The following is a 20,553-nucleotide window of genomic DNA, read 5'->3' as shown; positions in this document are numbered from 1 at the left end:
TGCTAGCTATTTGGTATTTCGGATTGTCATTGAAATTATTAACTTCAGCTTTGCTGCATTGCTGAGACCGGACATCGCCACCTTTTTTATCGCTATTACATAGCACCTTCTTTTTTCCACCCCAAATACCGCGTCACCAACCCGGCCCCCAACTCTGAGGGCCGGGCATCCACCACCGGCACTCCATGAGCACTCAACTGCTCATGGAGTTGCGCCCGGTCATTCAGGTAGTCCACCGTCCCGCAATAGGCCAGCGCCTCTGGCAAGGTTTGCACTGGCGCGTGCCGCAAATCGTCGAGCAAGTCTTCGCGCAGACTCGCCACCAGCACCCGATGCAGTTTGCTCAGGCGTTTGACGGCGGTGAGCAGTTCGTCGTCGTCTTCGTCACGCAGGTTGGTGACCAGCACCACCAGCGCCCGGCGTTTCTGGCGGGCCAGTAGCTGGGTGGCGGCAGCCTGGTAGTCGGCGGGGCGTTGGGTGCTGTCGAGGTCGTAGACGGTGTTGAGCAACACATTGAGCTGCCCCGTGCCTTTGACCGGGGCGAGGTAGTGCGCGCGATCACTGGCGAACGTGCTCAGGCCCACGGCATCACCCTGGCGCAGGGCGATGTAGCTGAGCAACAGGCAGGCATTGAGTGCGTGATCGAAATGGGCGAGTTCGCCGTCCTGGCTGCGCATCCGGCGGCCGCAATCGAGCATGAAGATGATTTGCTGGTCGCGCTCGTCCTGGTACTCGCGGGCGATCGGTGTACGTTGGCGGGCGGTGGCTTTCCAGTCGATCTGGCGCAGGCTGTCGCCTTCACGGAATTCGCGCAGTTGATGGAATTCCAGGCCCAGGCCGCGACGCTGGCGCTGGCGCACGCCGAGCTGGCTGAGCCAGTTGTCCACCGCCAGCAGCTCACCGCCATAGAGACGGGCGAAGTCGGGGTAGACGCGGGTGCTGTCGGTCACGTTCAGCAGACGTTTGCCGGACCACAGGCCCATTGGACTCGGCAGGTTGATTTCGCAGTGTTCGAAGGTGAAGTGGCCGCGCTTGAGGGGACGCAATCGATAGCCCACAAGGCTCTGTTGACCGGGTTGCAGTGCTGCCAGCAGCGGGAGGTTTTCGAAGCTCAGGCCTTCCGGAACATGGTCGAAGATCTGGATGTTCAGTGGTTGATCAAAGTCATGCTCGACCTCCAGCCGCACTTCGCTCCAACGGCCGAGTGCAAGGCTGCCGGGCATCTGGCGTTGGAGGCGTGGCGAGGGCAAACGCTTGAGGCGAACGGCGTCGAGAACGGCCAGGGCCAGCAGCGCCAGCAACAATCCCCAGTTGATCGACAACAGGGTTGAGGGCATGTCGATGTCCAGTGCCCGCAACATGCCCAGCACGATGCCGATGGCGAGCAAGATGGCGAGCCAGATCAGCAACAGGCGCGACGGTTTCACAGACGCGGCGCCGGCACTTGATCGAGCAACTGCTTGAGCACCTGATCGACATCCAGCCCTTCGATGTCGAACTCGGGGGCGATCCGGACGCGATGGCGCAGCACTGACAAGGCGCAACCCTTGATGTCATCCGGGATCACGAAGTCGCCGCCACGCAGCAGCGCGCGGGCGCGGGCGCAACGCACCAGGGCAATGGACGCGCGTGGCCCGGCGCCGAGGGTCAGGCCTGGCCAGGTGCGAGTAGTGCGGGCCAGGCGCACGGCGTAATCGAGGACTTGATCGTCCAGCGGCAGGTCGCTGGCGATGCGCTGCAAGGCCATCACGTCCTTGGCTTGCAGCACGGTGCGCAGCGGTTGCACGTCGAGCATGTCGGCGCGGGTCGAGCGGCTGACCTGGCGGACCATGTTCAGCTCTTGATCGGCGTCGGGATAATCCATGCGCACCTTGAGCATGAAGCGGTCGAGTTCAGCTTCGGGCAGTGGATACGTGCCTTCCTGTTCGATCGGGTTTTGCGTGGCGAGCACCATGAACGGTTGCACGATGGCCAAGGCGCGTCCTTCCAGAGTGACCTGGCGTTCCTGCATGGCCTCAAGTAACGCGGCCTGGGTTTTCGCCGGCGCACGGTTGATCTCGTCAGCCAGCAGCAAGTTAGTGAATATCGGACCCTTGCGCAGTTTGAACTGCTCGGTGTTCAGGTCGTAGACCGCGTGCCCGGTGACGTCGCTGGGCATCAGGTCCGGGGTGAACTGGATGCGCGCAAACTCGCCGCCGAAGCAGCGGGCGAGGGCACGCACCAGCAATGTTTTGCCCAACCCCGGCACTCCTTCGAGCAACACGTGGCCGCCGGCGATCAGTGCAGTGAGAACGTCGTCAATCACGCTGTTCTGTCCGATCACGGCTTTTTGCAACTCATTGCGCACGGCCTGGGCCAACTGACTGGCGCGCTGGCGTTGCTGGGCGGCGTGGGTCGCGCTGCCGGGCTCGATCTGTTGACTCATAGCGTGTTCCTCAAGGTTTGCAGGTGGGCGACCTGTCGACTGAACTCAGCGCTGGACAGCCGCTGTTTCGGTCGCGGGCTCATCGCCTGGCTGATGGCGCGTGTGGGCTGGCCGGTCAGGCGCGCGAGCACCAGCCATTGTTCGGCGACGCCGAGTTGTTCAAAGCCGGGGTGTCGGTGGCGGACACGGCGCAGGATGTCTTGCTGCAAGGCTTGCAACAGGCTGTGCTGACCGCTGCGGCGCAGCATGAAATCGGCGCTGGCGCGCAGGTGTTCCTGAAGTTGCCGGCGACCTTTAGACGCCGGTGCCAGCAGCGGACCCTGGCGTACCCCGACATGCCAGAGCGCAAGACCGATCAGGGCGATGAGGGCGACCAACGCCTGAGGGAAGTTGCGCAGCAGCAAGGTCAGCAGACTGTCGTGGTCGGTATTGAACAGCAGGGTCACGCGCGTGTCGGCGGTCAGGTACCAGAGCAGCCAGGCATTGTCGTATTGGGCAATGGCCGGAGTTTTCCACAGGTCGGCGTCGGTGACGACGATGATCGAGCCGAGCCCGTGTTTCAACTGCATCATGTGCGTGGCCTTGCCGCTGTTGGCCCAGGCTTGCGCGAGGTTATTCGGGTCTTCGAGGTGGAACGCCGTATCGAAACTGGCGTAGGCCGGCGCGTTCTCGTCTTCCAGGTACAGCTTGGTCAGTTTGGGGAACGGGTCGTCAAGGATGTCCGGTGGAGGCTCCTTGAGGTCTTTGCTCAGCGACTGATGCACCTGCACGCGATCGAGCAGCAGGTCATTGCTCTGGCCGGTCTTTTCATCCCACAGCGACTGGGCGACAAACAACAGGCGCCCGCCGGCCCGGGTCCAGTTCATCACTTGATCAATCTGGCGTGGGGTCATGTTGTAGCGATCACCGAGCAACAACAGGCTGTGCTGATGCGGGTCGAGGCTGGGCAGCACGTCGAGACTGTTGGCATGGCCGACGGTCAGACCCTGTTTGCGCAGGAAATGCTCGGCGGCCAGATAGGGATTGGCCTGGGCTTCGGGCGTGGGGCCGTGATCGATTTCGGCCTGATACGGCGTGGCTTTCAGGTACAGATAAACACTCAGCGCGCCCACCAGTACAGTGATGAACACGCCGACCGAAAGCCACCAGCGCCGGTTCAACGGACGGCTCCCGGGCCGAACAAGGTTCGCCAGCCGTCACACAGTTCCTGTTGCAAATGCGCGGGTGGCAATCGATGCCCGTAGGCCATGTTTTGCCAGTGCCCGGTCAAGGTTTTGCTGAAAGCGAGCAAGGCCGGTTGGTGCAGTTGTTCGACGCGTTGTAGCACCTCGCCTTCGGTGTCGGCGGGTTTCAGTGCCATGTTGTGGTCGTGCAACAAATGGCTGAGCAGTGCGCGATAGAGCAACCCGAGGGCCGCGCGCGGGTTGGTTTGCCAGAGACTTTCAGCGCTGGCGGCAATGTCGGCGGGCAGGGTTTCGCGGCTCAGGTCCAGGCCGAATGCTTGCTGCGGTAACGGACGCGCGGCTCGTCGGTTCAACACCCGCCGACGACTGACGAATGCCTGCAACCAGTCGCGGTAACGCCAGATCAACACGCCGATGGCGCTCATTACGGCGGCCCAGAGCAGAACTTCAATCAGGTTGGCAATAAAGCCGAAACGCTGGCTGTCGAGCAGACTGGCCAAAGCCTTCAGCCATTCGGGTGTTTTCCCGTCGTCCGGGGTTTTGGTGTCGGGTTTGTCTTCGCCAAATCGATAGCGGGTCACCGTTTCCTTGTTCGTGAACGGGGGCTGATCGAGGATTGTTTTGATGGTGTCCCTAGAGGCCTGGCTGGTCAGTGGTTGGTCCAGCAGACGTGGGCTGTCCGGGGTAATGACCGGCTCGGCGGCCCAGACGTTTTGCGTGGTCGGCACCAGCATTATCGCTGCCAGCAGCAGAGTGACCGCCGTGGTGTTGAGGCGTTGGCGCAATCGGCGGAACACCAGTTCGATGTCCCAGGCTTCCAGCACCGTGCGCCGATTCAGATAAAGGCTGAAACCGCAGGCCACGTAGATCGGTTCCCAGACAATCAGCACCAGCACGTAAAAGAAATTCGTCAGGTGTTCCAGCCAGCGCCAGTCCTGGCTGGCCACGTCGATCAAGGTCTGCCAGCTCCAGTCGAGTTCAACCTGCTGTGGCAGGAACATATAGAACAGCACCATCAGGCCAATCCACAGCGCACTTTCCAGGTGCACGCCAATGATCGTCAACCACTGCGCTGCACCGGCGTTGCGCTGCAGCAACACCCGCAAGCGCTGCTGTCGTTCATCGCCCGCCAGGCCTTCGAGTTGCACCACCGGCATCAGAAAGCTGCGGCTCAGGCTCAGGCGTCGCCAGGTCAGGCTGGCCAACAGTTGTGGCTTGAGCAGGTTCGGCCATTGGCGCAGCGCCTGTTTCAAGGTGGGCGTTTCGCCGAACATGGCTTTGGACAGGATATACAGCGGCAAGCGCTCGAATGCCGGTTTCAACCACCAAAAGATAAACACGGCGAGGGAGGGTGAATCCCACAGGAAAAAGCTGAGCAGCGCGAAGATCGGCAAGGTGATGATGGCCCAACTGGTCATCAGCAACCGTCGATGGCGCTGGCTCAGCAGCACGCCCAGGTCCATGGCTTCCCAGGAGTTGCGCGGGCGGATGACGACCGTGGCATCACTCAGGCGCATGGCGGGTCCGTCCGGCAAACAGCAAGTAAGTCGCCACCAACAACCAGAGCGCCGCGCCGACCAGGTATTTGGTCATGGGGGCCGGCGCGGTCATCGACGACCAGTAGGCTTCGATAAAGGCGGCAATCAGCAGAAACAGCATGACGCCGCAAATCAGCAACACGCTTTTGCGCGCTGCCAGTCGCAACGCTTCGGCGCGGGGCAGGCGTCCCGGCGCGATCAACGCCCAGCCCAGTTGCAGGCCGGCGGCACCGGCCAGGGCGATGGCGCTCAGTTCGAACGCGCCGTGACCAATCACGAAGGACCAGAAGGTTTGCCCGAAACCGATGTGCGTCAAGTGTCCCGCCACCGCGCCGATCATCAAGCCATTGAACAGCAGGAAAAATGCGCTGCCCAGACCAAACAGCAACCCGCTGGCGAAGGTCTGAAAGGCGATGCCGATGTTGTGCATGATGTAGTAACCGAACATCACCCAGTCTTCGCTGGCGGCGCGTTCCGCCGAGCGGCCCAAGTGGCCGGCGACCGGGTCGTACATGCTTTGCATCTCACTGACCTGCTCGGCCGGGATCAGGCTGTAGACCAGGTCCGGGAACAGATACACCAGCAGCGCGAAGCCGATCAGACAGCCAAAAAACATCAGGCTGGCGGCGAGCACAAAGCGCCATTGTTCGCGCACCAGCCGCGGGAAGCCGGCAAGGATAAAGCTCAGTATGTTGGTGCCCAGTCGACTGCGATGCCGGTAAAGCTGTTGATGCCCGCGCAGCACTTGTTGCTGCAACGAGTCGATCAGGAAACTGCTGTAGCCCCGTTCCTGAGCCAGTGCCAGTTGTTGGCAGAGCCGTCGATAGTCTTTCGGGAAAGTGGCGATACCGGAAGCGTCCTTGCCGCGCTCCAGTTGTTCAAGCACCAGGGAAAACCTCGCCCATTCGGCCTTGTGGCGATTTTCGAAAAGGCTTTGCTTCATGCGGGCCCCAACAAACCACGAGCGATGGCGTTAAGTTCCGTCACGGCGCGTGGCGCGGGAACCTGCAAGGGTTGGGCAAGGATGGACGCGAGTTCATGGCTGCGCGCCTCGGAAAGTTCGCCTTGGCGCTCGGCAAACCCGAGGACGGCACGTTGCTCGGGTAGCGTCAGGGCAAAGGCCGGGCGCCGAGGCTGGACGTCGGGCAGTTGCGGTCGGGTCAATGGCTGTTCGCGGTAGATCACCAGCGTGCCGGCGGCCAGGTCACCGAGGCGTTTGAAGGAGGGGTGTTGCAGGCAACTGATGGCGCCGAGGAAGTAGCCAAACGGCAACAGGTCGACGAATCGCAACAGGTTACGCAACAGCGAGGCGGACCATCCGATCGGGGTGCCGTCGTCATGTACCACGCGCAACCCCATCCATTGTTTGCCCGGCGAACGGCCCTGATTGAGGACCTCGAACAGCACCATGTACCACCAGCTGACCCCGAACAGCAGGATCGAGCCCAGCCCGGCACCGAGTTTTCCCAGAAACGCCAACACGATAAACAGCACGCCGAGTATCAGCCCGCGCAACCCGAGGTCGATGGAGAACGCCAGCGCACGAACCATCAACCCGGCCGGGCGCAGTGGCAAGTCGATGCCTTCGGGCGTTTCGACTTGATACCGCGTGTCCAGTGGTGGGGGCAGCGTCGCTTTCCTTGGCAGTGCTGTGGTCTCGAGCATGGGCAACCTTGATGTGGCCTGTTCGGGATTCGATGTCCGTCCGATGCTAGCAGCCTCTCGGGGGGAAACGACATAACTATGTATTGCACGTTGCGAAACCAGAAGTGATTGAATGACAAGTTACTGGCCGGGGCGGGATGTGAACGCCTAGACTTTGCCGATCTTCAGTTCAGGAACAGCCCGTGACCTCGATCTTCTGGTACGACTACGAAACCACCGGCATCAATCCCCGATGCGACCGCCCCCTCCAGGTGGCGGGGATTCGCACCGACTTCGATCTCAATGAAATAGACGAGCCGGTCAACCTCTTCTGTCAGCCCAGCGACGACATCCTGCCGCATCCAGCAGCCTGCGCGATCACCGGTATTACGCCCAGCCAGCTGGCCGAACACGGTTTGAGCGAAGCCGACTTCATGACCCGGGTGCACGCTCAACTGGCGGCACCGGGGACCTGCGGCGCGGGTTACAACACGTTGCGCTTCGATGACGAGATGACCCGTTACAGCCTGTACCGAAACTTTTTCGACCCGTATGCGCGCGAGTGGCAGGGCGGCAACAGCCGCTGGGACCTGATTGATGTGGTACGTGCGGCCTACGCCTTGCGCCCCGATGGCCTTGTCTGGCCAACCGATGATGAAGGGCGGGTGACGCTTAAACTCGAACGGCTGACCGCCGCCAATGGCATTGACCACGGCAATGCCCACGAGGCGCTGTCGGACGTTCGCGCCACCATCGCCCTGGCTCGGCTTATTCGCGAGAAGCAGCCGAAGTTGTATGACTGGTTGTTCCAGTTGCGCGGCAAACAAAAGGTGATGGATCAGATTCGGCTGTTACAGCCGATGGTGCACATTTCCGGACGATTCTCGGCGGCTCGCAGTTATGTCGGTGTGGTGTTGCCACTGGCCTGGCATCCACGCAACAAGAACGCCCTGATTGTCTGTGACCTGCATCTGGATCCCCAGGGGTTGCTTGATCTGGACGCAGAAACCTTGCGTCAGCGCCTGTATACCCGCCGTGATGACCTGGCCGACGGCGAATTGCCGGTGCCGCTCAAGCTCATTCATATCAACAAGTGCCCGGTGGTGGCGCCGCTGTCGGTACTTCGTCCTGACGATCAGCAACGCCTGGGGCTGGACATGGCGCTTTATCAGGATCGCGTACTGCGGCTAAGTGACGCACAACAAGTTTGGCGAGATAAAGTGTTGGCTATTTATGCCAGCGAAGATTTCACTCCGAGCCGGGACCCCGAACAACAGTTATACGATGGTTTTATCGGTGATCGGGATCGTCGTCTATGTGAGCAAGTCAGGGCCGCCGACCCAGCCCAATTATCACAACAGCAATGGCCTTTCGATGACGAACGTTTACCTGAATTATTGTTTCGTTATCGCGCACGCAACTTCCCCGATACGTTGAATTCCGAGGAGCAAGAGCGCTGGCAAACATTCTGTCAGCAACGTTTGTCGACCCCGGAGTGGGGGGCGCCCAATACGCTTGAAAGTTTCGTAGAAGCCGCAGCCCAATTGAGCGTTACTGCTACAACGTTTCAGCGAGAGGTACTGAGTGAATGGCAGAATTATGTCCAGGAATTACGCAAACGTTTGAATCTTTGAAAACGAAAAATGCCCGGGCTGTATTCCGGGCATAAAAAAACGCCAGCATCAGCTGGCGTTATTTTTTGTCACGGATAAGTCTTTGACAACCTATTGGGCTTAGCCCAGCAGGGTAGCCCAGCCTTCAACCACGTCACCGCCCCACTTGGCTTTCCACTCTTTCAGAGTCTTGTGGTTGCCACCTTTGGTTTCGATGACTTCGCCGTTGTGCGGGTTTTTGTATTGTTTAACTTTGCGAGCACGCTTGGTGCCAGTAGTTTTTACTGCGCCGCCACGTGGTGCTTTGGTCTTGGACTCTGGGTCCAGCAACGCGATGATGTCACGCAGGGACTTGGAGTATTCGCCCATCAGGGTGCGCAGTTTGCCTTCGAATTCCAGCTCGGTTTGCAGTTTGTCGTCTTGGGACAGGTTCTTCAAACGGGCTTGCAGCTCTTTGATAGCTTCTTCGGTGGCGCGATATTCGTTGATCAAGGACATGAGGACTACCTTATGTTGGGCGCTGGATGGCAGGGTGACAGTGCCGCAATAATAGTCAGGGTGTTTCATCAAGTAAACATTTAACCGGCTTTTTATTTAAATTAGTTGCGATGAATAGGACGCCAATTCAACGCAGAGTTAAAAGTGTGATGCAGTCATCACAGATATTCACAATTGAGCGCTTGAAGATTGACTACAAGAACACCATCGCGCGGGTGGTGAGGGGCTGCCGGAATCTGTTCCACTGACCCGCGTGCAGGTCAATGTGTCATCGATACTGCAGTTTTGCTGCGCAATCGCTAGAATGGCGGCCTTTGCGAAGTTCTGGAGTTTCCCCCTCATGCGCACTTTTCGGCTGGTGATTGCTTGCCCGGACCGCGTCGGCATCGTTGCTAAAGTCAGTAACTTTCTGGCGTCACATAACGGCTGGATCACTGAAGCAAGCCATCACTCGGACAATCAGAATGGCTGGTTCTTCATGCGTCACGAAATACGTGCCGACTCGCTGCCTTTCGGTATTGAGGCCTTTCGCGAAGCGTTTGCACCCATTGCCGAAGAGTTCTCGATGAACTGGCGCATTACCGACACCGCGCAGAAAAAGCGCGTTGTGTTGATGGCCAGCCGTGAGTCCCACTGTCTGGCCGACTTGCTGCACCGCTGGCACAGTGATGAACTGGATTGCGAAATTTCCTGTGTGATTTCCAACCACGACGACTTGCGCAGCATGGTCGAGTGGCACGGCATTCCTTATTACCACGTGCCGGTCAATCCACAGGACAAAGAGCCGGCCTTCGCCGAAGTCTCGCGCCTGGTCAAACAGCACGATGCCGAAGTGGTGGTACTTGCCCGTTACATGCAAATCCTGCCGCCCGCGTTGTGCAGGGAATATGCGCACAAGGTCATCAACATTCACCACAGCTTCCTGCCGTCGTTCGTCGGCGCCAAGCCGTACCACCAGGCCTCGATGCGTGGCGTGAAGTTGATCGGTGCGACGTGTCACTACGTGACCGAAGAGCTGGATGCCGGTCCGATCATCGAGCAGGACGTGGTGCGCGTCAGCCACAGCGACAGCATTGAAGACATGGTGCGTTTCGGCCGTGACGTCGAGAAAATGGTGCTGGCCCGTGGTCTGCGTTATCACCTGGAAGACCGGGTGCTGGTGCATGGCAACAAGACCGTAGTGTTCTGATCGCCGCACATCACGGTTGAAATTCGAAGGGCCTGGGCGTTCAATCGCTTCAGGCCCTTCGCCGTTTCTGCACTGAGGACATGACCATGGCCGATCCACTCGACAAAGCCACTTCCAAGGCCCCCGCCACGTTGGGGGAGGGCTGTTTGAGTCGCTACGACCCGGATGAGATGAGCCCTGAAGACGGCACGGAGTTTCCCGGTGCGGCCGAGTTGTGGGAGCAGTTGCAGCAGCAACCCGAAGACAAGCCTAAGCCTGCTTGAACTTCATCAGTTTCTTCAGCAGCGGCCGCCCCAGCATCAGCAGAAACACCGGGCCGCCCACTACCAGGTAGAAGTAATACGTCACCGTCCGCCAGATCAGAATCGCCGCCGCGGCGGTGGATTTCCCCACCATGGGCGCCAACAGAGCCGCTGAAGTCAACTCCGCCGCACCCGCACCGCCCGGCAGCAGGCTGAATTGCCCTGCACTCAGTGAAAGCATCTGGATCAGAAAGCACCAGGCCCACTGCAAATCTGCCCCGAGCCCGCGCAACGCCAGATACAGCACGCTATACCGCAGGAGCCAATGCACGCAGGTCAGGGCAAACACCTTGATCAACGTCAGAACGGGCAACTTCAGCGTGTCAGTGAACGCTGCCAGGAAATGCAGGAGCTTGCGTGCCCAGCGCAGGCGCGTGCTGCCTTTGACGTTGAGGCGAACGAGCAGTCGCCCGCTCAGGCGAATCAGCAGTCGATGGTAGCGCGCCACCACCACGCAACTGAGCAGCCCGCCAAACATGGAGACGGCGCTGACGATCAGCAGCCATTCCAGGCGTTCGCTGAGGTGCTGGAACAACGCATAGATCAGAATCCCGCTCAGCGCGCAGAGGAAAAACAGCAGATCGCTGAGTTGGTCCATGGCGAACACCGCGCTGCCCCGTGCCGGGCGCACGCCATTGCGCGCCAGTAGGGCCATGATGGTCAGCGGGCCGCCGCTGCCGCCTGGGGTGGCGCAGTAGGCGAACTCGGCGGCCATCACTACGCCAAGACTCTTCACCCGGCCGACCTTGTTGCACTGATCGCCCAGCAACAGGCGCAAGCGCAGGGTGTTCACCACCCAGCACAGCAAGATCATGCCGAACATGATCAGCAATTCATTCAAGGGGAAATTTTGCAGCCGCGACCACGTCTCGTTGCCGCCCAGCAGCAATGGAATCAGCACCGCGGCGAGCAGGGCGATAAACAGCAGAATGCCCCGGCTCATGCGGCGCGACCGAGACGATCACTGTGAAAAGAGAGCCACTGGGCCTTGGTCATTGGCACTCGCCCCTCATCGAGCAAGCGCTTGAGGGTTTGCAGCCAATAGTTGCGCGAAAATCCATGACGCATGTCCACCGGGTGCAGTCCAAGGCGAATCACCGGCGCGTGCCGCCAGCGCTGTTCACGCTGGTCGCTGATGATTTTCGACAGCCCCCGGCGCCAGGCACTGCGCGCACTCCAGACCAGTCCCGGCGCATCGATGGCCTTGAAGTCCGGCAGCCGATAGAGATGCTGTGAATCGCTGGTGTAGCTCAGCGGTAACTGGCGTAACGCCTGCCGAGTGCCTTCGCTCATCAACCATGCCGGGGCGACGAAGCCTTCCAGTGGCCAGTGATAACGATGGAACACTTCGATTCCGGCACGCAGGCGGGCGAGGGCGGCGGCTTGCGACAAGCTGTAAAACTCGCCTTCGTGGGTATAGATCCGGCGCATGAACCAGTCTCTGGGATTGCTGGGAGGAGGGCTTTCGTCGCAATGAAAGTAGCCGTGCAATGCCAGTTCGTCACCTCGGGCAACTCGGCTGGTCAGCCATCGGCGAAATCCCGGATGCTCGTCCAGGTCGTTGTGCTTGTGGAAGTTGGGCACCACCAGCCAGGTCATCGGCACTTCGCCCAGGGCATCGACAGCCTCGACAAAAGGCTGGTAATCGGCCCAGGTCTGCGGCGCAACGTCATGCAGCACGAGTACCAGGCTGGGCAGGTTCATGGGCTCAACCATTGGCGGTCAGCGGCCATTGGCTGCCGAGCACTGCGTGATAGTGCCCCAGCAGGCTGTCGACCACGGTGTCCCAGGCGTAATGCTGTTCGACATGGCTGCGGGCGCGCTTGCCCAGGGCGGCGCTGTCGTGGCTGAACAGCTCGCGAACAGCATTGGCCATCGCCAGGGGATTGTTCGGCGCGCAGAGCAAGCCGCATTGATCGGTGACGATTTCCTGAAAGGCCCCGGCGGCTACCGCCACCACCGGAATACCGCTGGCCATGGCTTCGAGGATCACCAAACCGAAGGTTTCCTGATCGCCGGCATGCAGCAACGCGTCAGCGCTGGCCATCAAGCGCGCGACTTGCGTGGCCGGGCAGAACTCATCGACGACAGTCACGTTGTCCGGCACCACAGCGGGCATGGAAGAACCGACTAGCAATAAATGATAACGAGGCCCCAGACGTTTCATGCAACCGAGCAAGACCGGCAGGTTTTTTTCCTTGGAGCCACGGCCGGCAAAAATCAGCAGATGGGTGTTTTCATCAATGCCTAACTCGGCCCGCAAGCCGCTGTCCCTTGCTTGGGGATTGAACGTTTGCAGGTCGACCCCCAACGGCTGGACAAACACATTCTTCACGCCAAGACCGATCAACTTGTCGGCCATGACCTGACTCGGTGCCAGCACACGGTCGAAGTTGCCATACAGCTTGCGGACATAGGCCTCGACATTCGGGGTCACCCAATTGCCCATTCGATTGCTGACCAGCAGTGGCAGGTCCGAGTGATAAAAGCCGATCACCGGCACATCCAGTTGCCGGCGCGCATCCAGAGCTGCCCATGCGGTGAGGTAAGGGTCGCCGACTTCGATCAGGTCAGGCTGCAAATCATGCAGGACATTTCGCCATGGCGCCAAGCGGAGAGGAAAACGATAACCCTTGCCGAAAGGTAGGGCCGGGGCTGGAACTGAGTAGACGCCGTCATGCTCACTCAGGTGTGCCCCTGGAATCAGCAAACTGTGGCGAATGCCTGGCTTGATGCTCAGGCGACGGTGCTTGGCATCCAGATACGTGCGCACGCCACCGCTGGCCGGGGCGTAGAACATGGTGATGTCCGCGATATGCACAGTGAGCATCCCTCCGGTCCGTTGTTCTCCCTTGGTTGACCTTTATGAAGGATAGATGTTCGGTCGGGGTTTTGTGGCGCGCAGATCAGCGAGGTTTTTGCGGTGTATTTCAAAACGTCTTCGCGGGCAAGCCTCGCTCCTACACGTTAACGCTAACCCGTGTAGGAGCGAGGCTTGCCCGCAAAGAGGACCTCAATGCCGCATCAAATACGGAAACTGCCCACCAACTGCTTAAGACGCGCTGCCTGCTGCTCCAGGTCCGAACACGCCCGCAACGTCGATTGCAGGTTCTCCACGCCTTCCTGATTCAGCGTGTTGATCTCGGTAATGTCGACGTTGATCGACTCCACCACCGCCGTCTGTTCCTCGGTCGCGGTCGCCACCGACTGGTTCATCCCGTCAATCTCACCAATACGCAACGTCACGCTGTTCAAGCGCTCGCCCGCCAGGTTGGCGATTTCCACGCTGTCCTGGCTGTGGCGCTGGCTGTCGCTCATGGTGCTGACGGATTCACGGGCGCCGACTTGCAGCTCTTCGATCATGGTCTGCACCTGTTGCGCCGATTCCTGTGTGCGGTGCGCCAGGTTGCGTACTTCGTCAGCCACCACGGCAAAACCACGCCCGGCTTCACCGGCGCGGGCCGCTTCGATGGCAGCGTTGAGCGCCAGCAGGTTGGTTTGCTGGGAGATGCTGGTGATCACTTCGAGAATCTGCCCGATGTTCACGGTTTTGCTGTTCAGCGATTCGATGTTGGTGCTCGAAGCGCTGAGCATGCTCGACAGCTGATTCATCGCTTTGATGCTGCGATCCACCACTTGCTGGCCATCTTCGGCGAGGCTGCGGGCATCGCTGGCCTGGCTGGACGCCTGTGCAGCGTTGCGGGCGATTTCCTGAGCGGCGGCGCCGAGCTGGTTGATCGCGGCGGCCACGCTGCTGGTGCGCGAGGCTTGCTGGTCGGAGTTGAACATCGACGAATTCGACGCGGCGACCACACGTAGCGCGACTTCGTTGACCTGGCCGGTGGCCGAGGACACTTCACGGATCGAACCGTGAATACGTTCGACAAAACGGTTGAACGCTGTGCCTAGAACGCCGAATTCGTCGTTATTGACGATGGTCAGACGTTTGGTCAGGTCGCCTTCACCGTCGGCGATGTCTTCCATGGCGCGGGTCATGACGTGCAGCGGTTGGATCAGGATGCGGATCAACATGCCCAGCAACGCGATGATGATCGCCACGGCAATGATCGTCGCGACGACCGCCGAGGCGCGGAATTCGCTGAGCATCGAGAAGGCTTTGTCTTTATCGACCGACAGGCCGATGTACCAGTGGACCGATGGCAGGCCTTTAATCGCCGTGAAGGTGACGATGCGAGTCTTGCCGTCCACTTCGACTTCACTGAAGTCGCTGCTGATGCGCGGGGTATTGTTCGGGTACGCCTCGCTCAGGGACTTCATCACCAGGGCTTTGTCCGGGTGCACCAGGATCTTGCCGTCGGCGCTGACCAGGAAGGCGTAACCCATGCCGTCGAAATCACGGGCGCTGAGGGTGTCGATCAGGGTTTGCAGGCTCAAGTCGCCGCCCACCACACCCACGCTTTGCCCGGCCTTTTTCGAGGCGGTGGCGATGGAGATGATGGTCTGGCCGGTGGCCGCATCGATGTAAGGTTCGGTCAGGGTGGCCGTGCTGCTGCTTTCGGCGCCTTTGTACCAAGGACGTACCCGCGGATCGAAACCGGCAGGCATTTTGGCGTCGGGACGAATCGTGAAGCTGCCGGTGGAGTCGCCCAGGTAGGACGCCATGAAAGTCGACGTCAGGGCTTTCTGATCAAGCAGACTGGCGACGTTGGCCTGTTCAGGATTGACGGCTATGTTTTGAGCGAGGTTGTCGATCAGCAGGATACGGCCAGTCAGCCAGGTCTGGATGTTGCTGGCGGTGACGTCTCCCATCTCGTTGAGGTAATTGTCCAGGTCTTCGCGAATGGCGTTGCGCTGCAGGTAGTCGTTGTACAGTGTGAACGAGGCGAAGGCGGCAATGACGATGAGGGCGGCGGCAAGCAAGATTTTATGGCTGAAACGCAGGTTTTTGTTCATGGCTTGGGGTTCCGCTAAGGTCTTAATGTCCTGAGCGTGCTTTTATAAAGGCACGCAAAATGGGCAATGTTGAAAAAAAGCTGATATTTCCATCCTCTCCTTAGGGAATTACCGACGCTATTTTCGGATTGGTCTCACAACTATTTGTATCGGCCGTGCAGGATCAAAGATTAACCATGGGTGACAAAATGCCTGACTCATCGCAACTCGTTATCGGCGCTGACCTTGCCGGCCAGCCTATCTCCCAGGCCATGCGCCTGGCGAACCGTCACGGCCTGGTTGCGGGCGCTACCGGGACCGGTAAAACCGTCACGTTGCAGCGACTGGCCGAAGCCTTCAGCGACGCGGGCGTGGCGGTGTTCGCGGCAGACATCAAGGGCGACCTGTGTGGCCTGGGTGCTGCCGGCAACCCTCAAGGCAAAATCGCCGAGCGGATCGCCGGGATGCCGTGGCTCAACCACAAGCCTGCGGCTTACCCGGTCACCCTGTGGGACATTCACGGTGAGTCCGGTCATCCATTGCGCACCACCTTGAGCGAAATGGGGCCGTTGCTGATCGGCAGCCTGCTGGAGTTGACCGACAGCCAGCAGTCGGCGCTGTATGCGGCGTTCAAGGTCGCGGACCGCGAAGGGCTGTTGCTGCTGGACCTCAAGGATCTGAAGGCGCTGCTCAATCACCTGCGTGACAACCCTGAGTTGCTGGGGGACGACGCGGCGTTGATGACCACCGGTTCCAGTCAGGCGCTGTTGCGGCGTCTGGCGACCCTTGAGCAACAAGGTGCCGAAGCGCTGTTCGGTGAACCGGCGCTGCAACTCGAAGACATTCTGCAACCGACGGCTGACGGCCGTGGGCGCATCCATTTGCTGGATGCCAGTCGTCTGGTCCACGAAGCGCCGAAGGTGTATGCGACATTCCTGCTGTGGTTGCTGGCCGAGTTGTTCGAGCAACTGCCAGAGCGTGGCGATTCGGACAAACCGCTGCTGGCACTGTTTTTCGACGAAGCGCATTTATTGTTCGCCGACACGCCCAAGGCTTTGCAGGATCGCCTGGAGCAGGTGGTGCGGCTGATTCGTTCCAAAGGCGTGGGCGTGTATTTCGTCACGCAATCACCGGGCGACTTGCCGGATGACGTGCTGGCTCAGCTTGGCCTGCGCATCCAGCATGGTTTGCGCGCCTTCACTGCCAAGGAGCAGAAATCCCTGCGAGCGGTGGCCGAAGGCTTCCGGCCGAACCCGGCGTTTGATGCCCTGTCGGTGTTGACCGAACTGGGGATCGGCGAGGCGCTGGTCGGCACCTTGCAGGACAAGGGCACGCCGGAGATGGTCCAGCGTGTCTTGGTCGCCCCGCCGCAATCGCGGATCGGGCCGTTGACCGAAACCGAGCGCACGATGCTGATCGCCGGGTCGCCGTTCAAGGGGCGGTATGACAAGCCGGTTGATCGGGAATCGGCGTATGAAATATTGATGGGCCGTAAAGGGTTGGCGCCGGAGCCTGAGGCCGTTCCGGGTAAACCGGCCGCCGAAGAGCCGAGTTTCACCGACAAGGCCGGGGAATTCCTCGGCACGGCGGCGGGGCAGGCGCTGAAATCGGCGATGCGCCAGGCGGCCAATCAATTGGGCCGGCAGCTGGTACGCGGACTGATGGGCTCGCTGCTCGGTGGCAGTAAACGCCGCTGACAACCACTGGCTGGACACAACCCTGTAGGAGCGAGCGGTGCGGCGATCCTACAGGTGAAACATCAATTTCAGGTTTTGGGTTTGGCGTGCGCCGCAAGGCGTTCCAGCGCCGCTCGCAGATTCGGATCGCTGATGCCATCGGCCGTGGCCTGAATGGTTGCGCCGGCATCCGTCGACAAACTGATGGTATGCCCCGCCGCCCCTTGCTGAACGGTGGGGGGCTGCACTTTGAACAGAATCCGCGTCAGGCTGGCGAACTCGTCGAACATCTGTAACTGGCGTTGCAGGCGTTTTTGCTGGTAACGCAGGCGGGTGGCCCAGTGACCGTCAGTGACGATCAGCAGTAAACTGCCTTCGCGCCACGAGGCCACATGGCAATGCTCGCGCGCAGCAGGCTGCAACTGGCTTTCGAGCAGACGTTGCAGATGACCCAGGCGTTGAGCATGGCCAAAAATGGCTTTCAGCGGCTTGGCTTCGCGAAGCAGAACGGCGGGTGCTCTGGCCGTGAGAGGGCGAAATGCCATGATCAGACACCTGAAGTAACAGAGCCGCCATGGTAGCAGAAAGCATCACATGCGCCCGACCCATTGCTTTGCGAGCGCTTTACCCATTAAATCAACAAGTAACTTCTGCCGCGAATGGCTTGAAGTTGCGCAAAAAGCCCTTATTTTAAGTGAGCCCCGTCACAGCGCAGTGCATGCATCGTGGAACAACGCCACTTTCCTCACCATCGTTTCCGGGTAGAATGCTCGTTCGCATGCGGCCATGAGGGCTGCACGGGCGACTCACGGGGCCGCCCTCCATCCCTTTAGTGTGGAAGATCCTGCCGATATGTTTGCGCCTTTGTTAAAGAAACTTTTTGGAAGCAAGAACGAGCGTGAAGTCAAACGCATGCTCAAGACGGTGCAACTCGTCAATGCCTTCGAAGAGCAAATGGTGGCCCTTTCGGACGATCAATTGCGTGCCAAGACAGACGAGTTCAAGGCCCGCATCGCCAAAGGGGAAACCCTCGACAAGCTGCTGCCAGAAGCCTTTGCGGTCGCCCGCGAAGCCGGTAAGCGTGTCATGGGTATGCGCCACTTCGATGTCCAGCTGATTGGCGGCATGACCTTGCATGAAGGCCAGATCGCGGAAATGCGTACCGGTGAAGGCAAGACCCTGGTGGCAACACTGGGCGTTTACCTCAACGCACTGTCCGGCAAGGGCGTGCACGTTGTGACGGTGAACGACTACCTGGCCCGTCGTGACGCCAACTGGATGCGTCCGCTCTACGAATTCCTCGGTATGACGGTCGGTGTGGTCACCCCATTCCAGCCGCCGGAAGAGAAGCGCGCTGCTTACGCCGCCGACATCACCTACGGCACCAACAACGAATTCGGTTTCGACTACCTGCGCGACAACATGGCGTTCAGCATGGAAGAAAAATTCCAGCGCGAACTCAATTTTGCCGTGATCGACGAAGTCGACTCCATCCTCATCGACGAAGCCCGTACCCCGCTGATCATTTCCGGTCAGGCCGAGGACAGCTCCAAGCTGTACATCGAGATCAACAAACTGATCCCGCAGCTGGAATTGCACGTCGAAGAAGTGGAAGGCGAAGTCACCAAGGCTGGCCATTACACCGTTGACGAGAAGACCCGTCAGGTCGAGCTCAACGAAGCCGGTCACCAGTTCATCGAAGACATGCTGACCCGCGTCGGCCTGCTGGCTGAAGGCGAGAGCCTGTATTCGGCGCACAACCTGGGCCTGCTGACCCACGTTTATGCCGGTCTGCGCGCTCATAAGCTGTTCAATCGCAACATCGAATACATCGTGCAGGATGGCCAGGTCGTCCTGGTCGACGAACACACCGGCCGCACCATGCCGGGTCGCCGTTTGTCCGAAGGCCTGCACCAGGCCATCGAAGCCAAGGAAAACCTGAACATCCAGGCCGAAAGCCAGACCCTGGCCTCGACCACGTTCCAGAACTACTTCCGTCTGTACAACAAACTGTCCGGCATGACCGGTACTGCGGACACCGAAGCGTTCGAATTCCACCAGATCTACGGTCTGTCGGTGATGGTCATTCCACCGAACAAACCGCTGGCGCGTAAAGATTACAACGACCTGGTGTTCCTGACCGCCGAAGAGAAATACGCGGCGATCATCAACGACATCAAGGAATGCATGACCCTGGGCCGTCCGGTGCTGGTGGGGACTGCAACCATCGAAACGTCCGAGCACATGTCTGCGTTGCTGCAGAAGGAAGGCATCGAACACAAGGTCCTGAACGCCAAGTTCCACGAAAAAGAAGCCGAGATCATTGCCCAGGCCGGTCGCCCGGGTGCGCTGACCATCGCCACCAACATGGCCGGTCGCGGTACCGACATTCTGTTGGGCGGCAACTGGGAAGTGGAAGTTGCGACCCTGGAAAATCCGACCCCTGAGCAGATTGCCCAGATCAAGGCCGACTGGCAGAAACGTCACCAGCAAGTACTGGAGTCGGGCGGCTTGCAGGTGATCGCTTCCGAGCGTCACGAATCGCGCCGTATCGACAACCAGCTGCGTGGTCGTGCCGGTCGTCAGGGTGACGCCGGTTCCAGCCGTTTCTACCTGTCGCTGGAAGACAGCCTGATGCGCATCTTCGCCTCTGACCGGGTGAAGAACTTCATGAAAGCCTTGGGCATGCAGTCCGGTGAAGCGATCGAGCACCGTATGGTGACCAACGCCATCGAGAAGGCTCAGCGCAAGGTTGAAGGTCGTAACTTCGACATTCGCAAGCAACTGCTCGAGTTCGACGACGTCAACAACGAACAGCGTAAAGTGATCTATCACATGCGTAACACGTTGCTGGCCGCCGACAACATCGGTGAAACCATCGCCGACTTCCGTCAGGACGTGCTCAACGCGACCATCAGTGCGCACATTCCACCGCAATCGCTGCCAGAGCAGTGGGACGTGGCCGGTCTGGAAGCTGCGTTGCAGAGCGACTTCGGTGTGGCGCTGCCGATCCAGAAATGGCTCGACGAAGACGATCACCTGTACGAAGAAACCCTGCGCGAGAAGCTGATGCAGGAGCTCATCGCTGCCTACAACGAGAAAGAAGATCAGGCCGGTGCCGACGCACTGCGCACCTTCGAGAAGCAAATCGTACTGCGTGTGCTCGACGACCTGTGGAAAGACCACCTGTCAACCATGGATCACCTGCGTCACGGCATCCACTTGCGTGGTTATGCACAGAAGAACCCGAAGCAAGAGTACAAGCGCGAGTCGTACACGCTGTTCTCCGAGCTGCTGGATTCGATCAAGCGCGACTCGATCCGTGTGCTGTCGCACGTTCAGGTTCGCCGCGAAGATCCGGAAGCAGAAGAGCAACGCCTGCGTCAGGAAGCCGAGGCATTGGCGGCGCGCATGCAGTTCCTGCACGACGAAGCGCCTGGTCTTGAGCAACCGGAACTGCTCGGTGAAGAGGTCGATGTCGCCCTCGCCACTGCACCGGTTCGCAACGAACAGAAGCTGGGCCGTAACGAACTGTGCTACTGCGGTTCGGGCAAGAAATTCAAGCATTGCCACGGGCAGATCCAGTAAACC

Annotated in this window: 17 protein-coding genes and 1 pseudogene; 5 read left to right on the top strand and 13 right to left on the bottom strand. The window is 59.8% G+C overall.

Annotation, left to right across the window (positions count from 1 at the left end):
* Positions 1-95: 95 nt before the first annotated feature.
* The 6 genes from JIO00_RS22825 to JIO00_RS22800 are packed head-to-tail and all read right to left on the bottom strand — an operon-like array spanning position 96 to position 6,812.
* Positions 96-1,427, bottom strand: coding sequence for a DUF58 domain-containing protein (locus JIO00_RS22825; RefSeq protein ID WP_200666885.1), 1,332 nt, complete (start codon positions 1,425-1,427; stop codon positions 96-98).
* A complete protein-coding gene (locus JIO00_RS22820) occupies positions 1,424-2,425 on the bottom strand; it encodes an AAA family ATPase (protein WP_010457549.1) in 1,002 nt (333 codons plus the stop codon). The genes JIO00_RS22825 and JIO00_RS22820 overlap by 4 nt, the downstream gene beginning before the upstream one ends.
* A complete protein-coding gene (locus tag JIO00_RS22815; protein WP_102594727.1) occupies positions 2,422-3,585 on the bottom strand; it encodes a DUF4350 domain-containing protein in 1,164 nt (387 codons plus the stop codon). Before JIO00_RS22815 ends, JIO00_RS22820 begins: the two co-directional genes overlap by 4 nt.
* A complete protein-coding gene (locus JIO00_RS22810) occupies positions 3,582-5,126 on the bottom strand; it encodes a DUF4129 domain-containing protein (protein WP_200666883.1) in 1,545 nt (514 codons plus the stop codon). The genes JIO00_RS22815 and JIO00_RS22810 overlap by 4 nt, the downstream gene beginning before the upstream one ends.
* Positions 5,113-6,090 (bottom strand): stage II sporulation protein M, encoded by a 978-nt coding sequence (locus JIO00_RS22805; protein WP_200666881.1) that lies wholly within the window; start codon positions 6,088-6,090, stop codon positions 5,113-5,115. Before JIO00_RS22805 ends, JIO00_RS22810 begins: the two co-directional genes overlap by 14 nt.
* A complete protein-coding gene (locus JIO00_RS22800; RefSeq protein WP_077748715.1) occupies positions 6,087-6,812 on the bottom strand; it encodes an RDD family protein in 726 nt (241 codons plus the stop codon). The genes JIO00_RS22805 and JIO00_RS22800 overlap by 4 nt, the downstream gene beginning before the upstream one ends.
* A gap of 182 nt (positions 6,813-6,994) precedes the next feature.
* Here JIO00_RS22800 and sbcB point away from each other — a divergent pair, with 182 nt between their 5' ends.
* Entirely contained in the window at positions 6,995-8,425 is a 1,431-nt protein-coding gene (gene sbcB / locus JIO00_RS22795; protein ID WP_010457539.1) for an exodeoxyribonuclease I, read from the top strand.
* A gap of 99 nt (positions 8,426-8,524) precedes the next feature.
* Here the strand turns inward: sbcB and mvaT are convergent, their stop codons facing one another.
* Positions 8,525-8,902 (bottom strand): histone-like nucleoid-structuring protein MvaT, encoded by a 378-nt coding sequence (gene mvaT, locus JIO00_RS22790; RefSeq protein WP_007933316.1) that lies wholly within the window; start codon positions 8,900-8,902, stop codon positions 8,525-8,527.
* A gap of 340 nt (positions 8,903-9,242) precedes the next feature.
* Here mvaT and purU point away from each other — a divergent pair, with 340 nt between their 5' ends.
* Positions 9,243-10,091, top strand: coding sequence for a formyltetrahydrofolate deformylase (purU, locus tag JIO00_RS22785; RefSeq protein ID WP_010457535.1), 849 nt, complete (start codon positions 9,243-9,245; stop codon positions 10,089-10,091).
* A gap of 86 nt (positions 10,092-10,177) precedes the next feature.
* A complete protein-coding gene (locus tag JIO00_RS22780; RefSeq protein WP_010457533.1) occupies positions 10,178-10,354 on the top strand; it encodes a hypothetical protein in 177 nt (58 codons plus the stop codon).
* Here the strand turns inward: JIO00_RS22780 and JIO00_RS22775 are convergent.
* The 5 genes and pseudogenes from JIO00_RS22775 to JIO00_RS30235 all read right to left on the bottom strand — a co-directional run.
* On the bottom strand, positions 10,341-11,336 hold the full coding sequence (locus JIO00_RS22775) for a lysylphosphatidylglycerol synthase transmembrane domain-containing protein (RefSeq protein ID WP_200666879.1): 996 nt from the start codon (positions 11,334-11,336) through the stop codon (positions 10,341-10,343). The two genes, JIO00_RS22780 and JIO00_RS22775, sit on opposite strands and share 14 nt — an antisense overlap.
* On the bottom strand, positions 11,333-12,109 hold the full coding sequence (locus JIO00_RS22770) for a DUF2334 domain-containing protein (RefSeq protein WP_172791525.1): 777 nt from the start codon (positions 12,107-12,109) through the stop codon (positions 11,333-11,335). Before JIO00_RS22770 ends, JIO00_RS22775 begins: the two co-directional genes overlap by 4 nt.
* Complete coding sequence (locus JIO00_RS22765; RefSeq protein ID WP_010457528.1) at positions 12,102-13,223, bottom strand: glycosyltransferase family 4 protein; 1,122 nt, start codon at positions 13,221-13,223, stop codon at positions 12,102-12,104. Before JIO00_RS22765 ends, JIO00_RS22770 begins: the two co-directional genes overlap by 8 nt.
* A gap of 194 nt (positions 13,224-13,417) precedes the next feature.
* Entirely contained in the window at positions 13,418-14,182 is a 765-nt protein-coding gene (locus JIO00_RS30240) for a methyl-accepting chemotaxis protein (protein WP_427701491.1), read from the bottom strand.
* A 141-nt stretch (positions 14,183-14,323) separates the two neighbouring features.
* A pseudogene (locus tag JIO00_RS30235) lies at positions 14,324-15,163 on the bottom strand (HAMP domain-containing protein); the annotation flags it as partial.
* Positions 15,164-15,495: 332 nt separating this feature from the next.
* Between JIO00_RS30235 and JIO00_RS22755 the strand changes: the two are divergent.
* Positions 15,496-16,983, top strand: a complete 1,488-nt coding sequence (locus JIO00_RS22755) for a helicase HerA-like domain-containing protein (RefSeq protein WP_010457524.1) — start codon at positions 15,496-15,498, stop codon at positions 16,981-16,983.
* A gap of 68 nt (positions 16,984-17,051) precedes the next feature.
* Here the strand turns inward: JIO00_RS22755 and JIO00_RS22750 are convergent, their stop codons facing one another.
* Positions 17,052-17,507, bottom strand: a complete 456-nt coding sequence (locus JIO00_RS22750) for a DUF721 domain-containing protein (protein WP_008147416.1) — start codon at positions 17,505-17,507, stop codon at positions 17,052-17,054.
* A gap of 307 nt (positions 17,508-17,814) precedes the next feature.
* Here JIO00_RS22750 and secA point away from each other — a divergent pair, with 307 nt between their 5' ends.
* Positions 17,815-20,550, top strand: a complete 2,736-nt coding sequence (gene secA, locus JIO00_RS22745; protein WP_010457520.1) for a preprotein translocase subunit SecA — start codon at positions 17,815-17,817, stop codon at positions 20,548-20,550.
* Positions 20,551-20,553: the final 3 nt, after the last annotated feature.

The organism is Pseudomonas sp. SW-3 (assembly GCF_016615645.1).
Classification (GTDB): domain Bacteria; phylum Pseudomonadota; class Gammaproteobacteria; order Pseudomonadales; family Pseudomonadaceae; genus Aquipseudomonas; species Aquipseudomonas mandelii.
This window is presented reverse-complemented; position numbering and strand designations above follow the sequence as displayed.